The sequence below is a fragment of the Serratia sp. SM04 genome, assembly GCF_040280225.1.
GTDB classification, from domain to species: domain Bacteria; phylum Pseudomonadota; class Gammaproteobacteria; order Enterobacterales; family Enterobacteriaceae; genus Serratia; species Serratia sarumanii.
Genome location: NZ_JBEOQT010000021.1, coordinates 1157639 through 1177435 on the forward strand (window position 1 = coordinate 1157639; position 19797 = coordinate 1177435).

The 19797-nt window shown below is 59.2% G+C and carries 20 protein-coding genes; 13 read left to right on the forward strand and 7 right to left on the reverse strand.

Annotated features, from left to right (window positions below):
- The first annotated feature begins 232 nt into the window (after positions 1-232).
- The 4 genes from rimJ to murJ all read left to right on the forward strand — a co-directional run bounded on the left by rimJ (position 233) and on the right by murJ (position 4029).
- On the forward strand, positions 233-817 hold the full coding sequence (rimJ, locus tag ABTW55_RS19980) for a ribosomal protein S5-alanine N-acetyltransferase (protein ID WP_033638511.1): 585 nt from the start codon (positions 233-235) through the stop codon (positions 815-817).
- Positions 818-826: 9 nt separating this feature from the next.
- Entirely contained in the window at positions 827-1474 is a 648-nt protein-coding gene (locus tag ABTW55_RS19985) for a YceH family protein (RefSeq protein WP_033647660.1), read from the forward strand.
- A complete protein-coding gene (locus ABTW55_RS19990) occupies positions 1467-2387 on the forward strand; it encodes a Gfo/Idh/MocA family protein (protein WP_060387872.1) in 921 nt (306 codons plus the stop codon). The genes ABTW55_RS19985 and ABTW55_RS19990 overlap by 8 nt, the downstream gene beginning before the upstream one ends.
- A gap of 106 nt (positions 2388-2493) precedes the next feature.
- A complete protein-coding gene (gene murJ / locus ABTW55_RS19995; RefSeq protein ID WP_033654412.1) occupies positions 2494-4029 on the forward strand; it encodes a murein biosynthesis integral membrane protein MurJ in 1536 nt (511 codons plus the stop codon).
- Between the two features lie 62 nt (positions 4030-4091).
- Here the strand turns inward: murJ and argS are convergent, their stop codons facing one another.
- Complete coding sequence (argS, locus tag ABTW55_RS20000; RefSeq protein ID WP_033634864.1) at positions 4092-5822, reverse strand: arginine--tRNA ligase; 1731 nt, start codon at positions 5820-5822, stop codon at positions 4092-4094.
- A gap of 828 nt (positions 5823-6650) precedes the next feature.
- On the opposite strand from argS, the gene ABTW55_RS20005 reads away from it, so the two are divergent.
- Complete coding sequence (locus ABTW55_RS20005) at positions 6651-7217, forward strand: VOC family protein (protein ID WP_033647652.1); 567 nt, start codon at positions 6651-6653, stop codon at positions 7215-7217.
- Here the strand turns inward: ABTW55_RS20005 and ABTW55_RS20010 are convergent.
- Positions 7214-8362, reverse strand: coding sequence for a MalY/PatB family protein (locus ABTW55_RS20010; protein ID WP_060421391.1), 1149 nt, complete (start codon positions 8360-8362; stop codon positions 7214-7216). The two genes, ABTW55_RS20005 and ABTW55_RS20010, sit on opposite strands and share 4 nt — an antisense overlap.
- A 101-nt stretch (positions 8363-8463) precedes the next feature.
- On the opposite strand from ABTW55_RS20010, the gene cutC reads away from it, so the two are divergent.
- The 3 genes from cutC to ABTW55_RS20025 all read left to right on the forward strand — a co-directional run bounded on the left by cutC (position 8464) and on the right by ABTW55_RS20025 (position 11884).
- Complete coding sequence (cutC, locus tag ABTW55_RS20015; RefSeq protein WP_033634860.1) at positions 8464-9222, forward strand: copper homeostasis protein CutC; 759 nt, start codon at positions 8464-8466, stop codon at positions 9220-9222.
- A gap of 428 nt (positions 9223-9650) precedes the next feature.
- Positions 9651-10055, forward strand: coding sequence for a hypothetical protein (locus tag ABTW55_RS20020; protein ID WP_033654407.1), 405 nt, complete (start codon positions 9651-9653; stop codon positions 10053-10055).
- Entirely contained in the window at positions 10052-11884 is a 1833-nt protein-coding gene (locus ABTW55_RS20025) for an FKBP-type peptidyl-prolyl cis-trans isomerase N-terminal domain-containing protein (RefSeq protein WP_060421389.1), read from the forward strand. Before ABTW55_RS20020 ends, ABTW55_RS20025 begins: the two co-directional genes overlap by 4 nt.
- A 36-nt stretch (positions 11885-11920) precedes the next feature.
- Here ABTW55_RS20025 and cmoB read toward each other — a convergent pair whose 3' ends face one another.
- From cmoB to ABTW55_RS20050, 5 genes are all read right to left on the reverse strand, one after another.
- Positions 11921-12892, reverse strand: coding sequence for a tRNA 5-methoxyuridine(34)/uridine 5-oxyacetic acid(34) synthase CmoB (cmoB, locus tag ABTW55_RS20030; RefSeq protein WP_041035475.1), 972 nt, complete (start codon positions 12890-12892; stop codon positions 11921-11923).
- The gene (gene cmoA / locus ABTW55_RS20035; protein WP_033634856.1) at positions 12889-13632 is read right to left on the reverse strand and encodes a carboxy-S-adenosyl-L-methionine synthase CmoA; all 744 of its coding nucleotides are present in this window, start codon (positions 13630-13632) and stop codon (positions 12889-12891) included. Before cmoA ends, cmoB begins: the two co-directional genes overlap by 4 nt.
- A gap of 102 nt (positions 13633-13734) precedes the next feature.
- On the reverse strand, positions 13735-14130 hold the full coding sequence (locus ABTW55_RS20040) for an MAPEG family protein (protein WP_004932387.1): 396 nt from the start codon (positions 14128-14130) through the stop codon (positions 13735-13737).
- A 102-nt stretch (positions 14131-14232) separates the two neighbouring features.
- Positions 14233-15048 carry a DUF72 domain-containing protein gene (locus tag ABTW55_RS20045; RefSeq protein WP_101428030.1) on the reverse strand — a complete coding sequence of 272 codons (816 nt, stop codon included), beginning with the start codon at positions 15046-15048 and terminating at the stop codon, positions 14233-14235.
- A gap of 53 nt (positions 15049-15101) precedes the next feature.
- Positions 15102-15680 (reverse strand): hydrolase, encoded by a 579-nt coding sequence (locus ABTW55_RS20050; RefSeq protein ID WP_060422320.1) that lies wholly within the window; start codon positions 15678-15680, stop codon positions 15102-15104.
- A gap of 254 nt (positions 15681-15934) precedes the next feature.
- Between ABTW55_RS20050 and ABTW55_RS20055 the strand changes: the two genes are divergently transcribed.
- From ABTW55_RS20055 to ruvC, 5 genes are all read left to right on the forward strand, one after another.
- Positions 15935-16126: an FmdB family zinc ribbon protein gene (locus ABTW55_RS20055; protein WP_033632845.1), complete on the forward strand. Its 192-nt coding sequence runs from the start codon at positions 15935-15937 to the stop codon at positions 16124-16126.
- Between the two features lie 74 nt (positions 16127-16200).
- Complete coding sequence (gene aspS / locus ABTW55_RS20060; RefSeq protein WP_043147580.1) at positions 16201-17985, forward strand: aspartate--tRNA ligase; 1785 nt, start codon at positions 16201-16203, stop codon at positions 17983-17985.
- On the forward strand, positions 17985-18431 hold the full coding sequence (gene nudB, locus ABTW55_RS20065; protein ID WP_004932373.1) for a dihydroneopterin triphosphate diphosphatase: 447 nt from the start codon (positions 17985-17987) through the stop codon (positions 18429-18431). The genes aspS and nudB overlap by 1 nt, the downstream gene beginning before the upstream one ends.
- 19 nt (positions 18432-18450) lie before the next feature.
- Complete coding sequence (locus tag ABTW55_RS20070) at positions 18451-19194, forward strand: YebC/PmpR family DNA-binding transcriptional regulator (protein WP_004932370.1); 744 nt, start codon at positions 18451-18453, stop codon at positions 19192-19194.
- Between the two features lie 57 nt (positions 19195-19251).
- Positions 19252-19773, forward strand: a complete 522-nt coding sequence (ruvC, locus tag ABTW55_RS20075; RefSeq protein ID WP_004932367.1) for a crossover junction endodeoxyribonuclease RuvC — start codon at positions 19252-19254, stop codon at positions 19771-19773.
- Positions 19774-19797 lie beyond the last annotated feature (24 nt).

The following is a 19797-nucleotide window of genomic DNA, read 5'->3' on the forward strand; positions in this document are numbered from 1 at the left end:
CCTGTGCTGCAAAATGGGCGGAAAAACGCCGTAAAACGCGTATTCGGCGATTTACTGAGCGACCGGGATTTTACCTCGGGGGCGGGCTACGGTTATATTGAATGCGGGGAAGTGCGGTTCTGAGGCGCTATTGGCAAAATAAAGTCATGGCATCAGATCGGCGCCGGATAATTATCCACGCGGCTTCCCAATAAATACTTCTTATCGAACCGTTTTGACTGCGGGGGAAATGATGTTCGGCTATCGCTCTGCATCGCCAAAAGTACGTCTTACAACCGACCGGATGGTGGTCCGTTTAGTGAATGAACGGGATGCCTACCGTCTGGCGGATTATTATGCCGAGAACCGAGCCTTTCTCAAACCCTGGGAGCCGGTGCGCGACGAAAGCCACTGTTATCCTTCCGGCTGGCAGGCGCGTCTGGGCATGATCACCGAAATGCAAAAGCAGGGCAGCGCTTACTATTTTATCCTGCTCGATCCAGAAGAGCAGGAAGTGCGCGGCGTGGCGAACTTCAGCAACGTGCTGCGCGGTTCGTTTCATGCCTGTTTCCTCGGCTATTCGCTGGGGGAAAAGTGGCAGGGGCAAGGGCTGATGTTCGAAGCCTTGCAGTCCGCCATCCGCTATATGCTGCGCCAACAGCGCATGCACCGCATCATGGCCAACTATATGCCACACAACCAGCGCAGCGGCGCATTGCTGACGCGTCTGGGATTCGAACGCGAAGGTTACGCCAAGGATTACCTGCTGATCGACGGCCAGTGGCAAGACCACGTTTTGACGGCATACACCAATAAAGAGTGGCTACCCCCACGTTGAGGCCAAACGATGAAATATGAATTGAACGCCAGAGAGGCTCGGGTTATCGGCTGCCTGTTGGAAAAACAGGTCACGACACCGGATCAATACCCGCTTTCGCTGAATGCCATTACGCTGGCATGCAACCAAAAAACCAACCGCGAACCGGTGATGGACCTGAGCGAAAGCGAAGTGCAGCAACTGCTCGATCTGTTGCTGCGCAAACATTTCCTGCGCACCCTCAGCGGGTTCGGCAATCGGGTGGTGAAGTACGAACAGCGGTTTTGCAACTCTGAGTTTGGCCAGCTGAAACTCTCGCCTGCCGAACTGGCGGTGATCGCCACCTTGCTGTTGCGCGGCGCGCAAACGCCGGGCGAGTTGCGCACCCGCACCAATCGGATGCACGAGTTCAGCGATGTCAGCGAGGTCGAACAGGTGCTGCAGCAACTGGCCACGCGCGAAGATGGCCCGTTCGTGGTGCGCCTAGCGCGTGAGCCGGGCAAGCGCGAAAGCCGGTTCATGCATCTGTTCAGCGGCCAGATTGATGAAGCGCCGCCGGCGGCGTTCGACGCTGAGGACGACGGCGAACTGAGCGCCAGAGTCAGCGCATTGGAAAGCGAAGTGGCGGAGCTGAAACGGCAGTTGCAACAGCTGTTGGCGAGGGATGCGAATGACTAAATTGCGTGTAGGCGTGGTGGGGTTGGGCAGTATCGCGCAGAAGGCGTATCTGCCAATCCTCGGCCAGGCGGCGGATTGGACGCTGGTGGGCGGTTTTTCGCCCAATCAGCAAAAAGCGCAGCCGCTGTGCGACAGCTACCGTATGGCCTGTTTCTCCCGTCTGGACAGCCTGGCCGAACAGTGCGATGCGGTCTTTGTTCACAGCAGCACCGCCAGCCATTTTTCGGTGATAGGCGAGCTGCTGAACCGCGGCGTGCACGTTTACGTCGATAAACCGCTGGCGGAGACGCTGGAGCAGGGCGAGCAGCTGCTTGAGCAGGCCGAGCGGCGAGGCAAAACGCTGATGGTGGGGTTCAACCGCCGTTTCGCGCCGCTTTACCGGCAGCTCAAACAGCGAATGAATCAGCCGGCCTCCATTCGCATGGATAAACATCGGGCGGACAGCGTCGGCCCGCACGATCTGCGTTTTACCCTGTTGGATGATTACCTGCACGTGGTGGACACTGCGCTGTGGCTGGCGGGCGGGCGGGAGCAACTGCTGAGCGGCAGCCTGCGCGCCAACGCCGCCGGTGAAATGCTGTACGCCGAGCATCACTTCGCCTGCGGCGACACGCAGGTGACGACCAGTATGCATCGCCGCGGCGGCAGCCAGCGCGAAAGCGTGCAGGCGGTGACCGACGGCGCGCTGTATCAGTTGATCGATATGCGCCACTGGCTGCGTGAAGATGCGCAGGGCGAGTTGGAGCAGCCGGTGCCGGGCTGGCAAAGCACGCTGGTGCAACGCGGCTTCGACGGTGCGGTGCGGCATTTCCTTGATGCCGTCGCCAACCAGAGCGCGCCGGAAACCGGCGGCGAACAGGCGCTGGCCGCCCAGCGGGTGGTCGAGCGTTTGCTGCGGGATAACTCTATGTAACATATGGCGGTAGCTATTCTTTTCCGGATGCGTAAACTGAGCCGATTGTTTCACTGACGCCTGCTGTTGCAGGCGTTGATATTTACGGTACCTATCAGACAACCACATGAACCTACTCAAATCCTTGGCTGCCGTCAGCTCGATGACGATGTTTTCGCGGGTGTTGGGCTTTGCCCGCGATGCGATCGTCGCGCGCGTGTTCGGGGCCGGCATGGCAACGGACGCCTTTTTCGTGGCGTTCAAACTCCCGAATCTGTTACGCCGTATCTTTGCCGAAGGGGCGTTTTCGCAGGCCTTCGTGCCGATCCTGGCCGAATACAAGAGCCAGCAGGGTGAAGAGGCGACGCGCACTTTTATTGCCTACGTCTCCGGGCTGCTGACGCTGGTGCTGGCGGTGGTGACGGTGCTAGGGATGCTGGCCGCGCCCTGGGTTATTTACATTACTGCGCCGGGCTTTACCGATACGCCCGACAAGTTTGCCCTGACGTCGGCGCTGCTGCGCATCACTTTCCCCTATATTTTGTTGATCTCACTGGCGTCGCTGGTGGGGGCGATCCTCAATACCTGGAACCGCTTCTCGATCCCGGCTTTTGCGCCAACGCTGCTTAACGTCAGCATGATCGGTTTCGCGCTGTTCGCCGCCCCGTATTTCAACCCGCCGGTGCTGGCGCTGGCCTGGGCGGTGGTGGTGGGCGGCGTGCTGCAGCTGGGGTATCAGCTGCCGCATCTGCGCAAGATAGGCATGCTGGTGCTGCCGCGCCTCAAGCTGGGCGACGCCGGGGTCTGGCGGGTGATGCGCCAGATGGGGCCGGCGATCCTCGGGGTGTCGGTGAGCCAAATCTCGCTGATCATCAACACCATTTTCGCTTCGTTCCTGGTGTCCGGCTCGGTGTCCTGGATGTACTACGCCGACCGCCTGATGGAGTTTCCTTCCGGCGTGCTGGGCGTGGCGCTGGGCACCATCCTGCTGCCGTCGCTGGCCAAAAGCTTCTCGAGCGGCAACCATGACGAGTACTCGCGCCTGATGGATTGGGGGCTGCGTCTGTGCTTCCTGCTGGCGTTGCCGAGCGCCATCGCGCTCGGCATTTTGGCCAAGCCATTGACCGTTTCGCTGTTCCAGTACGGCAAGTTCAGCGCCTTTGACGCGGCGATGACGCAACGCGCGCTGGTGGCTTACTCGGTTGGGCTGATGGGGTTGATCGTGGTTAAAGTGCTGGCGCCGGGCTTCTATTCGCGGCAGGACATTAAAACGCCGGTCAAGATCGCCATCATCACGCTGATTATGACGCAGGTGATGAACCTGGCGTTTATTGGCCCGCTGAAGCATGCCGGCCTGGCGCTGTCGATCGGTTTGGCAGCCTGCCTGAACGCCTCGCTGCTGTATTGGCAGCTGCGCAAGCAGAAGATCTTCCAGCCGCAGCCGGGTTGGGCGCTGTTCCTTACCAAGCTGGTGATCGCCGTGCTGGTGATGTCGGCGGTGCTGATTGGCGTGATGTGGCTGATGCCGGCCTGGGATCAGGGCAATATGCTGGAACGTTTGCTGCGTTTGGCTGCGGTGGTGGTGGCCGGTGTGGTGGCCTACTTTGGCGTGCTGGTAGGGTTGGGCTTCCGCCCGCGCGACTTTGCGCGCCGCGCCGCCTGAGCCGAAAGCAAGAACAAAAAAAGGTCGCCGAGGCGACCTTTTTGCTTTCCGCGCGGTGCGGTTTACATGCGTTCGACGGTTTCGATGCCCAGCGTATCCAGACCGGTTTTCAGCGTTTTCGAGGTCAGCAGCGCCAGCTTCAGGCGGCTCTGACGCGCTTCTTCGCTGTCGGCGTTCAGGATCTGGCAGTGCTCGTAGAAACCGGAGAACAAGCCGGCCAGATCGTACAGGTAGCTGCACATGACGTGAGGCGTGCCTTCACGCGCGACGGTGGTGAGTACCTCTTCGAACTGCAGCAGGCGGGTAGCCAGCGCAATTTCACGCTCTTCGGTCAGCGTCAGCGGCAGCGTCAGGCTGCTTTCGTCGATCCCGGCGCGCTTGAATACCGATGCCACGCGGGTATAGGCGTATTGCATATAAGGCGCGGTATTGCCTTCGAAGGCCAGCATGTTATCCCAGTCGAAGACATAGTCGGTGGTGCGGCTTTTCGACAGATCGGCGTATTTCACCGCGCCGATGCCGACCACGCGGGCCACGGTCTTCATTTCGTCTTGCGGCATGTCCGGGTTTTTGCCGGCGATCAGCTGTTCGGCGCGTTCGATGGCCTCATCCAGCAGATCGGAGAGCTTCACCGTACCGCCCGAGCGGGTTTTGAACGGCTTGCCGTCTTTGCCCAGCATCATGCCGAACATGTGGTGTTCCAGCGAGACGGATTCCGGCACGTAACCGGCCTTGCGCACGATGGTCCAGGCCTGCATCAGGTGCTGATGCTGACGGGAGTCGATGTAATACAGCACGCGATTGGCGCCCAGGGTTTCGTAGCGGTACTTGGCGCAGGCAATATCGGTGGTGGTGTAGAGATAGCCGCCATCCTTTTTCTGGATGATGACGCCCATCGGATCGCCGTCCTTGTTCTGGTATTCGTCGAGGAACACCACGGTGGCGCCTTCGCTTTCCACCGCCAGCCCTTTGGCTTTCAGATCGGCGACGATGCCCGGCAGCATCGCGTTATACAGGCTTTCGCCCATCACGTCGTCTTCGGTCAGCGTGACGTTCAGGCGGTTATAGGTCAGCTGGTTTTGCGCCATGGTGATGTCGACCAGCTTGCGCCACATTTTCAGGCAGTACTGATCGCCGCCCTGCAGCTTCACGACGTAAGCGCGCGCGCGCTCGGCGAACTCGGCGTCTTCGTCGTAATGCTTCTTGGCTTCGCGATAGAACTGTTCCAAATCGGACAGGCCCATGTCGCTGGCGTTTTCGTTCTGCATTTTTTCCAGGTAGGCAATCAGCATGCCGAACTGGGTGCCCCAGTCGCCGACGTGGTTGGCGCGGATCACTTTATGGCCCAGAAACTCCTGGGTACGCGCCGCGGCGTCGCCGATGATGGTGGAGCGCAGATGGCCGACGTGCATCTCTTTCGCCACGTTCGGCGCGGAGTAGTCGATAACGATGGTTTGCGGCTCAACCGGCGCAATGCCCAGTTTCGGTGCGTTCAGCACCTGGTCGGCCTGGCGGGCGACCCAGTCGCTGTTCAGGAAAATGTTGATAAAGCCGGGACCGGCGATTTCCACTTTACCGGCGACGTCGCCGAGATCCAGCAGTTGCACCACTTTTTCCGCCAGCTGCCGGGGCGGCATGCCCAGCTTTTTGGCGACGGACATCACGCCGTTGGCCTGGTAATCACCAAACTGCGCCTTGGCGGAAGGGCGGACCTGCGCTTCGCAATCGGCTGGCGCGCCAGCGGCGATCAGCGCCTGGCTGACTTTATCTGAAAGAAGAACCTGAATATTCACCGGGTTACCTTAATGACGAACGAGGGGCTGAAGCCAGCCCCTGTGGGATTCAACGGTGGCGGGCGCGATGGGCGACCGCCACAAAACAGCCTGCAATTGTAACCGATCTGACGGAGTCCGTCAGCAGTTGGCGCGGCCGCTGCGATGAAACAGTTGTCGGGTGCGGCGCGTTGATTGCCGGAAGGTGAAAAGCGGAATGAGCTGAACAGAATGTACGGAGGGGAGAGTTGCGAAGCTAGCGCTTTTTATTGCGGCGACCGGCATCCAGCGTGTTGACGCTGCGTGATTTGAAATGACGGTAGATGGCGTATACGGCGATAATTATCAACACCAAGGATATCGTCAGCAATAACATAATGATCATCTCGAATTTAAATTTCCTCCAAAGTAGCCGAGTTGTCTTGGTGAATCAATTGTCTGGGGTTAAATTAAGATAATCCTTAGCTTTTAATCAATTAATGCGTTTTATTTTCTTCTTTTACAATGGGTTGTGATTGCGGATTTGTGCGACATTGATAAGTGAGTCGTTTTGATTAAACCCAGCGATTCAATCGGCTTGACCAATGGCCTGCAGAGGATTTTGTGCAAAATAACTTAAATCATAGCGTCATAAAGAAAAGGTATAATGTCTTGCGAAAAATCTTATTTTTTATTTTCCCGTTGATTTAATAAGCTGTCACCTTAATAAAAATCCGGCTTTTATTCTCCGTGCCCGCAACCAAAAATCATGCTGAACTGCCGCCGAAAAACTTCGCAACGCTGGCGAGCGCTGTCGCCAGCGTGTAAATTACGGCGTTTAACTTTGCGCCCCGTTGTTTTGAGGTTCCTATGACCACTCCCTTGCAGGCCATTGCCGAGCTTGACGATCTGAAGCTCGACCTGCCGCGTTTCGAACAGGCGTTGCACCAATTTGCCGCCAAATTGCGGCTTGATCTGTCCGCGTTTACCGCCGATCACATCTCTCTGCGCTGTCACCAGAACGCCACCGCCGAGCGCTGGCGCCAGGGGCTGATGCAGTGCGGGACACTGCTGTCCGAATCGATGATCAACGGGCGACCTATCTGTCTGTTCGATTTGTCTCAGCCACTGGCCGTTGGGCCGTGGCGGATAGACTGCATCGAACTGCCGTATCCGGGGGAGAAACGCTATCCGCACGAAGGCTGGGAACACGTTGAATTAGTGCTCAGTGGCGATCCGCAGACGCTGTACGCCCGGGCGTTGAGCCACCTGGCCGATGAAGCGTTGCTGGCACCGGGGATCAAGCTGAAGCAAAGCTCGCCAAAAGGCGAGGGCGAACGGCTGCCGAACCCGACGCTGGCCATCACCGACGGAACGGTCACGATCAAGTTTCATCCTTATTCCATTCGAGACATCGTCGCCAGCGAACAAGGTTAGCCAGGCAGTGCCGCACAGGCTCGCGCCATGCGATCGAGCGCTTCATCGAGCAGGGCCCATCGGCAACCAAAGTTAAGCCGCACAAAGTGTCGATCGCCAAAGTCCAAACCGGCGCTTAGCCCAACGCCCGCACGTTCGAAGAACTGATGCGGGTTATCCACCGGCAACGCGCTGCAGTCTATCCAGGCCAGGTAAGTGGCCTCGACAGGCAGCAACGTCAAACCCGGCATGGCGTTGATACGCTTTATCAGCCGATCGCGATTGGCGCGCAGATAAATCAACTGCTCATCCAGCCAGGGTTGCCCGTATTGATAAGCCGCCTGCGCCGCCACCAGCGCCAACAGATTGACCTCCGGCACGATACCGCTGCGCGCGCGTTTCAGCTTTTGTCGCAGCGCTTCGTTGGGAACAATCGCCAGTGAAGCGCCCAGTCCGGCGAGATTAAACGTTTTTGACGGCGACATCAGCGTCACGCTGCGTTGGGCCGCATCGTCATTCAGGGTGGCGAAAGGGATATGCCGCACGCCGGGCTCAAGCAGCAGTTCGCAGTGGATCTCATCCGAACAGACGATTAAATCATGTTCGCGAGCGAACTGATGGTGCTGCAACAGCTCATCCCGGCGATAAACGGTGCCACCGGGATTCTGCGGGTTGCACAGCAACAGGAGTTTCTCGTTGCCACTCAGCCGATCATGCAGCGAGGAAAAATCCAGCACCCAGCGTTGGCCGGTCGCCTTCAGCGGCACCGCGAGGTGCTCGCGCCCGGCGAATTTGGCCGCTTTGCGAAACGGCGGATAAATGGGAGAGGGGGCCAGCGTGCTCTGGTGTTCTTCGGTGCAGGCGCGCACGCACAGGTTCAGGCCGCACACCAGCCCAGGCAGGAAAATGATCCATTCGGGCTTGATGTGCCAGCCGTAGCGCTCTACCATGCGGCGGGTAAAAACCTCAATAAGATCAGGGGATGGGTGAGTGTAGCCGAATACGCCGTGCGCCACGCGGCGCTGCAGGGCTTCGATCACCGCCGGCGGTGAGGTGAAATCGCTGTCGGCGACCCAAAGCGGGATGATGTCGCTGCCGCGATATTTATCCCACTTAACGCTGTCACTGTGACTGCGGTCTACCCATTGATCAAAATTGAATGCCATAGTTACAACCCTGAGCCGGTTTATGCCTATGCATGAGCCTACGTGAGAAATGAAGAAATGAACAATTGCCGCCGTATGTTGGCCGTTATCTGGGGGTGACAATGATAAAACTGGAAGTTTGTTGCTTTAGCGTCGACTGTGCGCTGACGGCCGAACGGGCGGGCGCCGATCGCATTGAGTTGTGCGCCAGCCAGAGCGAGGGGGGATTGACGCCGAGCTATGGCACGCTGCGTCTGGCGCGCGAGCGGGTTTCGATCCCGGTGCATCCGATCGTTCGCCCTCGCGGTGGCGATTTCTGCTACGGCGCGGTGGATTTCGAGGTGATCAAACAGGATCTCCGCCAGATCCGCGAGATGGGGTTCCCCGGCGTAGTGGTTGGCATGCTGGACGAAGAAGGGCACATCGATCTGCCGCGCATGCGCGAAGTGATGAGGCTGTGCGAGGGCATGGCGGTGACGTTCCATCGCGCGTTCGACATGTGCCAGAACCCGATGGTGGCGTTGGAGCAACTGAGCGAGCTGGGCGTGGCGCGCATTCTGACCTCCGGCCAGCAGCAGAGCGCCGAACTGGGCCTGCCGTTGCTGCGCGATTTGCGCCAGGCCAGTCAGGGCCCGGTAATCATGGCGGGTGCCGGCGTGCGCCTCAGCAATCTGCACAAGTTTGTCGATATTGGCCTGCATGAACTGCACAGCTCTTCCGGTCACCTGGTGCCGTCGACCATGCGTTACCGCAAGGCGGGCGTCACCATGTGCTCCGATAACGAGTTTGACGAATTTAGCCATTATTGCGTGGATGGCGAAATGGTGGAGGCGATGAAAAACGCGCTGGCCTTGGTTGATCCCCTGGCGCAAAGCGCATAAACACGCAGCTAACCGCGTTTGACAACCGGTTTCCGGGCCGTAAGACCCCTTTGCGTGTCACTGAGCCCTCGGCGATCACGCAAGTACCAGGCCCCGGCGTTTTGCCGGGGCTTTTTTTATGTCTTGCGAAGACGCGGTGCCCGTTTCACGCTGTTTCTCTGTCGCACTGCCCCCCATCTCTTCTTGCGCTCATCATGCCCTGCTGATAAGTTTGTGAGTTAAAATCCTTTAAATATCATAATATTAAATGATTTTTTGGTATGCATTTTCGTGGTGAATGATTTGCGCTCTGCCGCTCATCGCCACGTCTGCATTTTCATACCCGTTCATCGCCGGCCTATGGCCGGAACATCACAGCATTAATGAGGAGAGCCGTCGATGCAGCCGCGGAGCGCGTTGGCGGCGGACTTAACAAGGAGATAACGATAATGACCCGAACGGCACACTGTTTGACCGCTGCGCTTTTGCTGACCTTGACCCTGAGCGGGTGCCAGACCGCCAAGCGGCCTGTTTCTACATTAAGTAAGCCGCCCAGCGCAGAAGACATTGCGGAACAAGACAAGCGGCAGCGTGAAGCCGAGCGTATACAGCAGTGCCAGCGCGAGTTGGATGCCATGCGCGGCATGGATAACGAAAAATACCAAAAATTCAAACGTGAATTCGATACCTTGATGGGCGGCGCCGCGCAGTATGCCGGGGTACGCCAGCGGGTCAACACGGGCACGCAGGAAACCGTCGACGCCCTGTATCGTTATCGCACCAGCCGTCTGTGCGCAGACATCAGTTCTGCCATGATGACCGGCCTGGCTGAGCGCGGAGAGCGCGCCCAATGACCCCTCGTGCGAGAAAGGCATTACTGAGCCTGATGATACCGCTGGCGTTTGCGCCAGCGATGGCCGCAGCGGATGACGATGTGCCGGCATTACTGCAGTTCGCCGAGCGCTACCAGCGGCAGGACGCACCGGCAGCTGACGCCGCGGTTACTCCCTCCCGGGAAACCCAAAAGTCGGCGCCCCGGCCGGTTCAACCGCGTGAAACGAGCTCGCAGAGAAAGCAACTGGCGCAGTTGCAAAAGACGCTGCGCGAGAAAGAGGCTCGATTGGAGCAACAGCAAACCGCTATTCAATCACTGCAGCAGGAGCTGACCGCGTTGCGGGTTGCGTCGTCCCTGACGACTGCCGATAAACCGACAGCTGCTCCCGATCTGAGCGCGTTGAGCGACTTCGCCAGCGGCGTGCGACGGGCGCTGAACCTGACGCCGCAGGAGCGCAAGGCTCAGGCGCAGATCGCCGAGGCGCAGGCAGCGTTAGCGCAGGAAAAACAACAAACCGAGGAGCGCGATCGGCGTATCGCCTTGCTGGAACAACGGCTGGCGGCGTTGCCTGAACAGGCGGATAACGCCTGGCAGGAGAAACTGACGGCGGCGCAGACCGCCAACGATAAAGCGCGCCAGCGTTATGAGCAGGACAAACAAGCGGCCGCCGCTGAGCTGGCGCAACAGAAGGCGGAAGCCGCCAAGGCGACGGGAGAACTTCAGCAGCAGCTGGCACTGCGGCAGAAAGAGCTGGATGAACAACGCCAACAGGCTGAGCGGCAAGAGAAAAGCCTGAAAGCGGCACTGGAACAGCAAAAGGCCGAAGTCGCCAAGGCGACGGGTGAACTTCAGCAACAGCTGGCACTGCGGCAGAAAGAGCTGGATGAACAACGGCAACAGGCCGAGCGGCAAGAGAAAAGCCTGAAAACGGCGCTGGAACAGCAAAAGGCCGAAGCCGTCAAGGCGACGGGAGAACTTCAGCAACAGCTGGCGCAGCTACAGGAAAAAAACAAGACGCAAACCGAGCAGGCGAAGGCATTGGCGCAGCGGCTGGCAACGGCGGTGGCGGAAAGCGAAAAATCAACGCTGCAACTGGCGAGAACGACGGAGCAGGCGAAAAAAAACGCATTGGCGCTAGCGGACGCCAACCAAACGCAGCAGGCATTGCGTGAGGAGCTGGATGGGCTGCGCTCTCGCGCCAAATGGCTGCCGGATGCGCAGGCGCTCGAGAAAAAGCCGGCGCAACAGAGCTATGCTGCCGGTGTCGCTTTGGGGCGCGATATTCAAACGATGCTGGCGGAGCGTAAAAATTGGGGCATCAATCCCGATAAAACCGTGCTGCTGGCGGGCGTGATCGATACCTTCAACGGCCATTACCAGCTAAGCGATGCGCAGTTGACCCGTGCGCTGGCGGAGTCGGAAAAAGCGGTGAACGACGCCCGGAACCAGGCTGCGAAGGTGCAAACCAGCAAGGGCGAGGCGTTCGTCACCGAGTTTAAAAAGAAAAAGGGCACGCAGAAGTCGCCTTCCGGTTTCTGGTATCGCATCGATTATGCGGGTGATGAAGCCATTAAGGAAAACGCGCGGGTGGACATCGTGGTGAAGGAAAGTTTAACCGACGGCAGCGTGATTCAGGATATGGATCGCAGTGGGAAGGTGATGTCACAGCCGCTCTCTGCCTATCCGCCGTTGTTCCGCGAGGCGATCGGCCATCTGAAAAATCATGGTTCGCTGACGATGGTGGTGCCGCCGGCGTTGGCGTACGGTGAAACGGGCTATGCGCCGCAGATCCCGCCGAACGCGACCATGGTGTATGAGCTGCGGATTGTCGATGTCAACAACGGGTAACGTCGGGCCGGCCCAGGCCGGCCCGATTAGCGAGCGCTAGGGCTTTTTGGCGGTCAGCACGGCGCGCAGGGGCGCCGGATAGCCTTCGATCGTTTTGCTGCGATCGTTCGGATCGAGGAATTCGGCCAGTGATTCGCTGGTCATCCAGTCGGTGCGGCGCTGCTCTTCGAGGCTGGTGACGCACATATCGGCGATCTTCACGTCGACGAAGCCGCACTTCTCCAACCAGCATTTCAGCGCCTCGGCGGAAGGGATGAAATACACGTTACGCATCTGCGCATAACGATCGCCCGGCACCAGCACCTGGTGGCGATCGCCTTCCACCACCAGCGTTTCCAGCACCAGTTCACCTTCAGCCACCAGCTGGTTTTTCAACTGATACAGATGATCGAGCGGCGAGCGGCGGTGATACAGCACCCCCATCGAGAACACGGTGTCGAACGCCGCCAATTCCGGCAATTGCTCGATGCCGAGCGGCAGCAGGTGGGCGCGCTGATCGCCGCCTAATAGCTTGCGCACCGCTTCGAACTGACACAGGAACAGCTGCATCGGATCGATGCCGACGGCGAGGTGTGCGCCGGCGCCAATCATGCGCCACAGGTGATAACCGCTGCCGCAGCCGACGTCGAGAATGGTGCGGCCGGCCAGCGGGGAAATGTGCGGCAGCACGCGATCCCACTTCCAGTCGGAATGCCATTCGGTATCGATATCGATACCATACAGCGAGAACGGCCCTTTACGCCATGGCATCAGGGTGCGCAGCATTTTCTCGATGCCTTCAAGCTGGCCCGGCGACAGGCCCGGCTCCATCTCGGCGCGCACGCCGTGCAGCAGATCGAGACGGGTTGGGGTCAGCGTCGGCAAATGCTCGACCGAGTTGAACCACTGTTTGAATTTGCCGTGCAGCGATTCGCGTTGCCAGGCGCTCAGCTGCGCAGGCAGCGTGTCCAGCCAATGGCTGAGGGGGCTTTTGGCGATGCGTTGATAGAAATCACCGAACTCGATCATTGCGCATCCCCCGCTTTCAGGGCGATCAGCGAACCGAAGTTGAAGCATTGGAACCACACTTCGGCATGCTCGAACCCGGCCTGTTGCAGGCGCGCCTTGTGCGCTTCCACCGAGTCGGTGAGCATCACGTTTTCCAGCATGCTGCGTTTTTGGCTGATCTCCAGCTCGCTGTACCCGTTGGCGCGTTTGAAATCGTGGTGCATGTTGAACAGCAGCTCGCCGACTTCAGCGTCCTCAAAGCTGAACTTCTCCGACAGCACCAGTGCGCCGCCCGGGCGCAGGCCACGATAGATTTTCTCCAGCAGACGCAGGCGATCGGCCGGTTCGAGGAACTGCAGCGTAAAGTTCAGTACCACCATCGAGGCGTTCTCGATCTCGATGTCGCGAATGTCGGCTTCGATGACATCGACCGGCGTGTCGGCGCGGAAGGCGTCGATATGGCGGCGGCAACGTTCCACCATCGCCGGCGAATTGTCGACGGCGACGATATTGCAGCCGGGCACCTTGATATTCCGCCGCATCGACAGCGTCGCCGCACCCAGCGAGCAGCCCAGGTCATACACCCGGCTGTCGGGTTGCACAAAGCGCTCGGCCAGCATGCCGATCATCGAGATGATGTTGGAATAGCCGGGAACGGAGCGTTGGATCATGTCGGGGAACACTTCGGCGACGCGTTCGTCAAAGGTCCAGTCGCCCAGTTTGGCGATGGGGGCGGAAAAAAGGGTATCGCGGTTTGGCATAGCGGCAAATCAGTTCAGAATTCGAAGCTGCGTAGTCTAACAGAAAAGCGCAAAAAAGCGGAGCGGAAGCAGGCGGCGCGGCCGCCTGATGATAAAACGAGATCAGTGCAGGCTGAAAATCAGATCCCAGGGCAGATAGAAGATATTTGCCAGAACCATCAACAACAAAGAGATATAGGTCGCGGCCATGCCCGAACGGCGCCAGCGAACCTCGCGGTTGCGTAAACCGTAGTAATGCACCAGTCGCCCGGCCATCAGCATCAGGCCGCAAAGGTGAATCATCCAGATTTCCGCGCCGTTCATTTCCATAATCACCAGCAAGACGGCAGCAATCGGAATGTATTCAACGGCGTTGCCATGCACGCGGATGGCGGTCTGCAATTCGTAGAAACCGCCGTCGCCATAGGCTACGCGGTACTGCATCCTTAATCTGACTACGTCATAAGAGAGTTTGATCAACAACAATGCGCCGAGCACCACATAAAGCGCGCTTACCATTTTTAACTCCGTTCCCTAACCAAAACTGGCAGCCAGCATCATAGCCGTCATTGTATTCACTGTCGCGGGGAAATATTTGATGTTATTGGTCAGATTAATAGGTCAAAACAGTGCATCTTGTTCTGGCCAGTCCGGCGGCGCAGGCAAATCGGGGATCGCCAGCCGTAGCTGCTGCCAAATTTTTTGCGCCTGCTGGGGCGAATCGCCGTTGTCCGGCGTATGAATAAACAGATAGGGCTGATGCTGTTGCTGCCACAGCGGCAGTTTTTGCTGCCAGGCCTCGAACCAGCGCAGGTTGTCGGCCAATTGGTCACCGCCGATAAAGCGCACCAGCGGTTGGTCGGCGGTGACCAGAGCGTGCACCGGCAGCTTTGGCTTTTTCTGCTGGGCATCGCGCACGGCGGCGGTGTCGGGGGCGGCGTGATGCACCGGGCGGCTGTCGAGGATCACCCGATTGATGCCGCGCTGGTGCAATCCCTGATTCAGCGCACGCTCTTCCTCGCCCTTGGCGAAAAACGCCGGATGACGCACTTCTACGCCGTAGGTGAATTCCTTCGGCAGGCTTGCGAAGAACTGCCACATGCGCGGCAGCTCATCGGGGCCGAAGGCGGCGGGCAACTGCAGCCACAGTTGGCCGATGCGTTGATGCACCGGGCTCAGGCAGTGGTAAAACGCCTGCAGCTCGGCGGCGCAGTTGCGCAGGGCGGCCTTGTGGCTGATGTCCGACGGGAATTTGAAGCAGAAGCGAAAATCGTCACCGGTCATGTCGCGCCAGCGCTGCACGATTTCCAGCTTCGGCAGCGCGTAGAAGGTGGTATTGCCTTCCACGCAGTTGAAATAGCGGCTGTAATCCGCCAAATCACGCAGCCCGATGCGATTCCAGGCTGCATGTTGCCATTGCGGCAGTCCGATATAGATCACGGCGTCGTCTTCCTTTACTTGTCCTTGGCTTATCAGGCTACAACTTAACGTTACCGCTCGAGCGCGGCAAGAATTTCGCCGGTGTCGCGCACCCGCGCCAAACGCGGGAAGATGTGTTCGAACGCGAAACGGTGCATTTCCGCGTTCTGCGCGCTGCAGACATCTTCGGCGATCACCAGCTCATAGCCATGCTCCCAGGCGGCGCGGGCGGTGGATTCCACGCCGATATTGGTGGATATGCCACCCAATACCACGGATTTGATGCCGCGACGGCGCAGCTGCAAATCCAGATCGGTGCCATAGAAGGCGCCCCATTGGCGCTTGATGACCAGAATATCGCTGTCGCAGACCGCCAGCGGCGCGGGGAATTCCCACCAACTGGCCGGCAAGCCGCCGGCGGGCGCGGGAGCCGGCTTGTCCACCGGCTGTTTCAGCGCTTCGGCGAAGGAGTCTGACCAGCCGACGCGCACCAGCAGCACCGGCGCGCTCAGCAGACGAAAACGAGCGGCCAGCAGGGCGGCGTTCGCCACCACCTGGTCGGCGCTGTGCGGGCCGCCGGCGTAGGGCAGAATGCCGTTTTGCAAATCGATCAGCACCAGAGCGGTGGTTTGGGCGTCAAGTTTCAGCATGGATTTCATCTCGTTGCGAAGTGGATAAAAACTGATCGGCGCGCCGGGCGAGCTGCGTTCGGCGCAAAACCGGGGGAGAATCAGGCTACGTGAAAAAACTGTCGCAGGTTAATGGGAAATTTGTTAACCGATGTGTTGATTCGAGCAAAAACGCGCCATTTAGTGCAGTAACAATGCTGTGTTCGCACTTATCGGGCGGATGAATTTCCTTTATAATGACTCCCTTTTTTCAACACTCTTTAATCCAACGACCTATGCCGATTTATGAATATGCATGTGGTGCTTGCAACCATCGGTTAGAGAAATTGCAAAAATTTTCCGATGCGCCGCTGGCAGACTGCCCGGCGTGTGGGCAGCCCGCGTTGACCAAGTTGATTTCATCCTCCGGTTTCCAGCTTAAGGGCACCGGCTGGTATGCGACGGATTTTAAACCGGGTAACAAGTAGAATTTATCAGATAACAGCCGCGCGACAGGGGCGCAGTAGCCCGGCGCGGCATCGGCTGTGTAAAAGGATAGCGTATGCGTACTGAATATTGCGGGCAGTTGAATCTGTCCCACGTGGGCCAGGAAGTCACTCTGTGTGGTTGGGTCAATCGTCGTCGCGATCTCGGCGGCCTGATCTTTATTGATATGCGCGACCGCGAAGGCATCGTGCAGGTGTTCTTCGATCCGGACCAGAAAGTGGCGTTCGACAAGGCCTACGACCTGCGCAATGAGTTCTGCATCCAGATCGTCGGCACCGTGCGTGCGCGTCCGGACAGCCAGATCAATAAAGATATGGCCACCGGCGAAGTGGAAGTGTTCGCCCACGCGCTGGAGATCATCAACCGCTCCGAGCCGCTGCCGCTGGACTCCAATCAGGTCAACAGCGAAGAAGCGCGCCTGAAATACCGCTACCTGGATCTGCGCCGCCCGGAAATGGCCGAGCGTCTGAAGACCCGCGCCAAAATCACCAGCTTCGTGCGCCGCTTCATGGACAGCCACGGCTTCCTCGATATCGAAACGCCGATGCTGACCAAGGCGACGCCGGAAGGCGCCCGCGATTACCTGGTGCCGAGCCGCGTACACAAGGGCAAATTCTACGCGCTGCCGCAGTCCCCGCAGCTGTTCAAACAGCTGCTGATGATGTCCGGCTTCGATCGTTACTACCAGATCGTCAAATGCTTCCGTGACGAAGACCTGCGTGCGGACCGTCAGCCTGAATTCACCCAGATCGACGTCGAAACCTCCTTCATGACCGCCGATCAGGTGCGTGAAGTGATGGAGAAGTTGGCGCGCGAACTGTGGCTGGACGTGAAGGGCGTGGATCTGGGCGATTTCCCGGTCATGACCTTCGCCGAAGCGATGCGTCGCTTTGGCTCCGACAAGCCGGACCTGCGTAACCCGCTGGAGCTGGTGGACGTGGCCGACCTGGTCAAGGACGTCGAGTTTAAAGTCTTCTCCGGCCCGGCCAACGACGCCAAAGGCCGCGTGGCGGCGATCCGCGTACCGGGCGGCGCGCAGCTGACCCGCAAGCAGATCGACGAGTACGGCGCTTTCGTCAACATCTACGGCGCCAAAGGCCTGGCGTGGCTGAAGGTCAACGACCGCGCCGCCGGCATGGAAGGCGTGCAGAGCCCGATCGCCAAATTCCTCAGTGCAGACGTGCTGGAAGGCATCCTGGCGCGCACCGATGCGCAGACCGGCGATATCCTGTTCTTCGGCGCCGACAGCGTCAAGATTGTCACCGATGCGATGGGCGCGCTGCGCCTGAAGCTGGGGCGCGATCTGGCGCTGACCCAACTCGACAGCTGGGCACCGCTGTGGGTGGTTGACTTCCCGATGTTCGAAGAAGACGAAGAGGGCGGCCTGGCGGCCATGCACCACCCGTTCACCTCGCCACGCGACATGAGCCCGGAAGAGCTGGCGGCAGCGCCGGTCAACGCCATCGCCAACGCCTATGACATGGTGATCAACGGTTACGAAGTGGGCGGCGGTTCGGTGCGTATCCACCGTAGCGAAATGCAGCAGACGGTGTTCAGCATTCTGGGCATTAACGAACACGAACAGCGCGAGAAGTTCGGCTTCCTGCTGGACGCGCTGAAGTACGGTACGCCGCCGCACGCCGGCCTGGCCTTCGGCCTGGATCGTCTGGTGATGCTGTTGACCGGCACCGACAACATCCGCGACGTCATCGCCTTCCCGAAAACCACCGCGGCGGCCTGTCTGATGACCGACGCGCCGAGCTTCGCCAACCCGGCTGCGCTGCAGGAGCTGGCGATCAGCGTGGTAAAGAAAGCCGGTGCGGAACAAGAGAGCGAGTGATGAGTTACAAGCGCCCTGAATCTATCCTGGTAGTGATTTACGCGAAATCCAGTGGTCGGGTGCTGATGTTACAGCGGCGCGACGATACCGAGTTCTGGCAGTCGGTCACCGGCAGCCTGGAACAGGATGAGTCGCCGCCGCATGCCGCGCGGCGTGAAGTCATGGAAGAAGTCGGCATCGATATCGAAGCAGAGCACCTGCCGTTGTTCGATTGCCAGCGCTGCGTGGAGTTTGAACTCTTTGTCCATTTGCGACATCGCTATGCGCCGGGAACCACGCGCAATAAAGAGCACTGGTTCTGTCTGGCGTTGCCCGAAGAGCGCGATCCGGTGATTACCGAGCATCACGCTTACCAATGGCTTGAGGCGGCCGAGGCCGTGAAGTTGACCAAGTCGTGGAGCAATCAGCAGGCGATTGAAGAGTTCGTGATCAATTCAGTCCAGTAGTTTTTTTCGGAGATTTTTTATGGCAGGTCATAGTAAGTGGGCCAACACAAAGCACCGTAAAGCGGCGCAGGACGCCAAGCGCGGTAAAATTTTCACCAAGATTATTCGTGAGCTGGTCACGGCCGCCAAGCTGGGCGGCGGCGATCCGGATTCCAACCCGCGTCTGCGCGCGGCGATGGACAAGGCGCTGTCGAACAACATGACGCGCGACACCATGAACCGTGCAATCGCGCGCGGCGTGGGCGGCGATGATGATACCAATATGGAAACCATCATCTATGAAGGTTACGGCCCTGGCGGCACCGCCGTGATGATCGAATGCCTGAGCGACAACCGTAACCGCACCGTGGCGGAAGTGCGCCACGCCTTCACCAAATGCGGCGGCAACCTCGGCACCGACGGTTCCGTGGCTTACCTGTTCACCAAGAAGGGCGTGATCACCTACGCACCGGGCCTGGATGAAGACAGCGTGATGGAAGCGGCGCTGGAAGCCGGTGCGGAAGACATCGTGACCTATGACGACGGCGCCATCGATGTGTTCACCGCCTGGGAAAGCCTGGGCGCGGTGAAAGACGCGCTGACCGCGGCGGGCTTCGAAGCCGAAGCGGCGGAAGTGTCGATGATCCCATCGACCAAGGCCGACATGGACGCGGAAACCGCGCCTAAGCTGCTGCGCCTGATCGATATGCTGGAAGACTGCGACGACGTGCAGGAAGTTTACCATAACGGTGAAATCTCCGACGAAGTGGCGGCGACGCTGTAATCCGGTAAAACGGGCGCCGCCGTTCGGCGGCGCCGTGCATGCAAGGTGGATGTAGATATGGCGATCATACTCGGTATCGATCCCGGCTCACGCGTCACCGGCTATGGCCTTATCCGCCAGCAGGGGCGTCAGTTGAGCTATATCGCCAGCGGCTGCATCCGCACGGTGGTGGACGACATGCCGACGCGGCTGAAGCTGATTTACGCCGGCGTCAGTGAGATCATCACCCAGTTTCAGCCCGATTTCTTCGCCATCGAACAGGTGTTTATGGCCAAGAACCCGGATTCGGCGCTCAAGCTCGGCCAGGCGCGCGGCGTCGCGATCGTCGCGGCGGTGAATCAGAATCTGGAAGTGTTCGAGTATGCGGCGCGGCAGGTCAAACAGACCGTGGTCGGCACCGGCGCGGCCGAAAAGGCGCAGGTACAGCACATGGTGCGCTCGCTGCTCAAACTCTCGGCCAACCCGCAGGCGGACGCCGCCGATGCCCTGGCCATCGCCATTACCCACTGCCACCTCAGCCAGAACGTGCTGCGGATGAGCGAAGGGCGGTTGAACCTGGCGCGCGGGCGTTTGCGCTGACGCAAAGCGATGATTGCTCAGGCT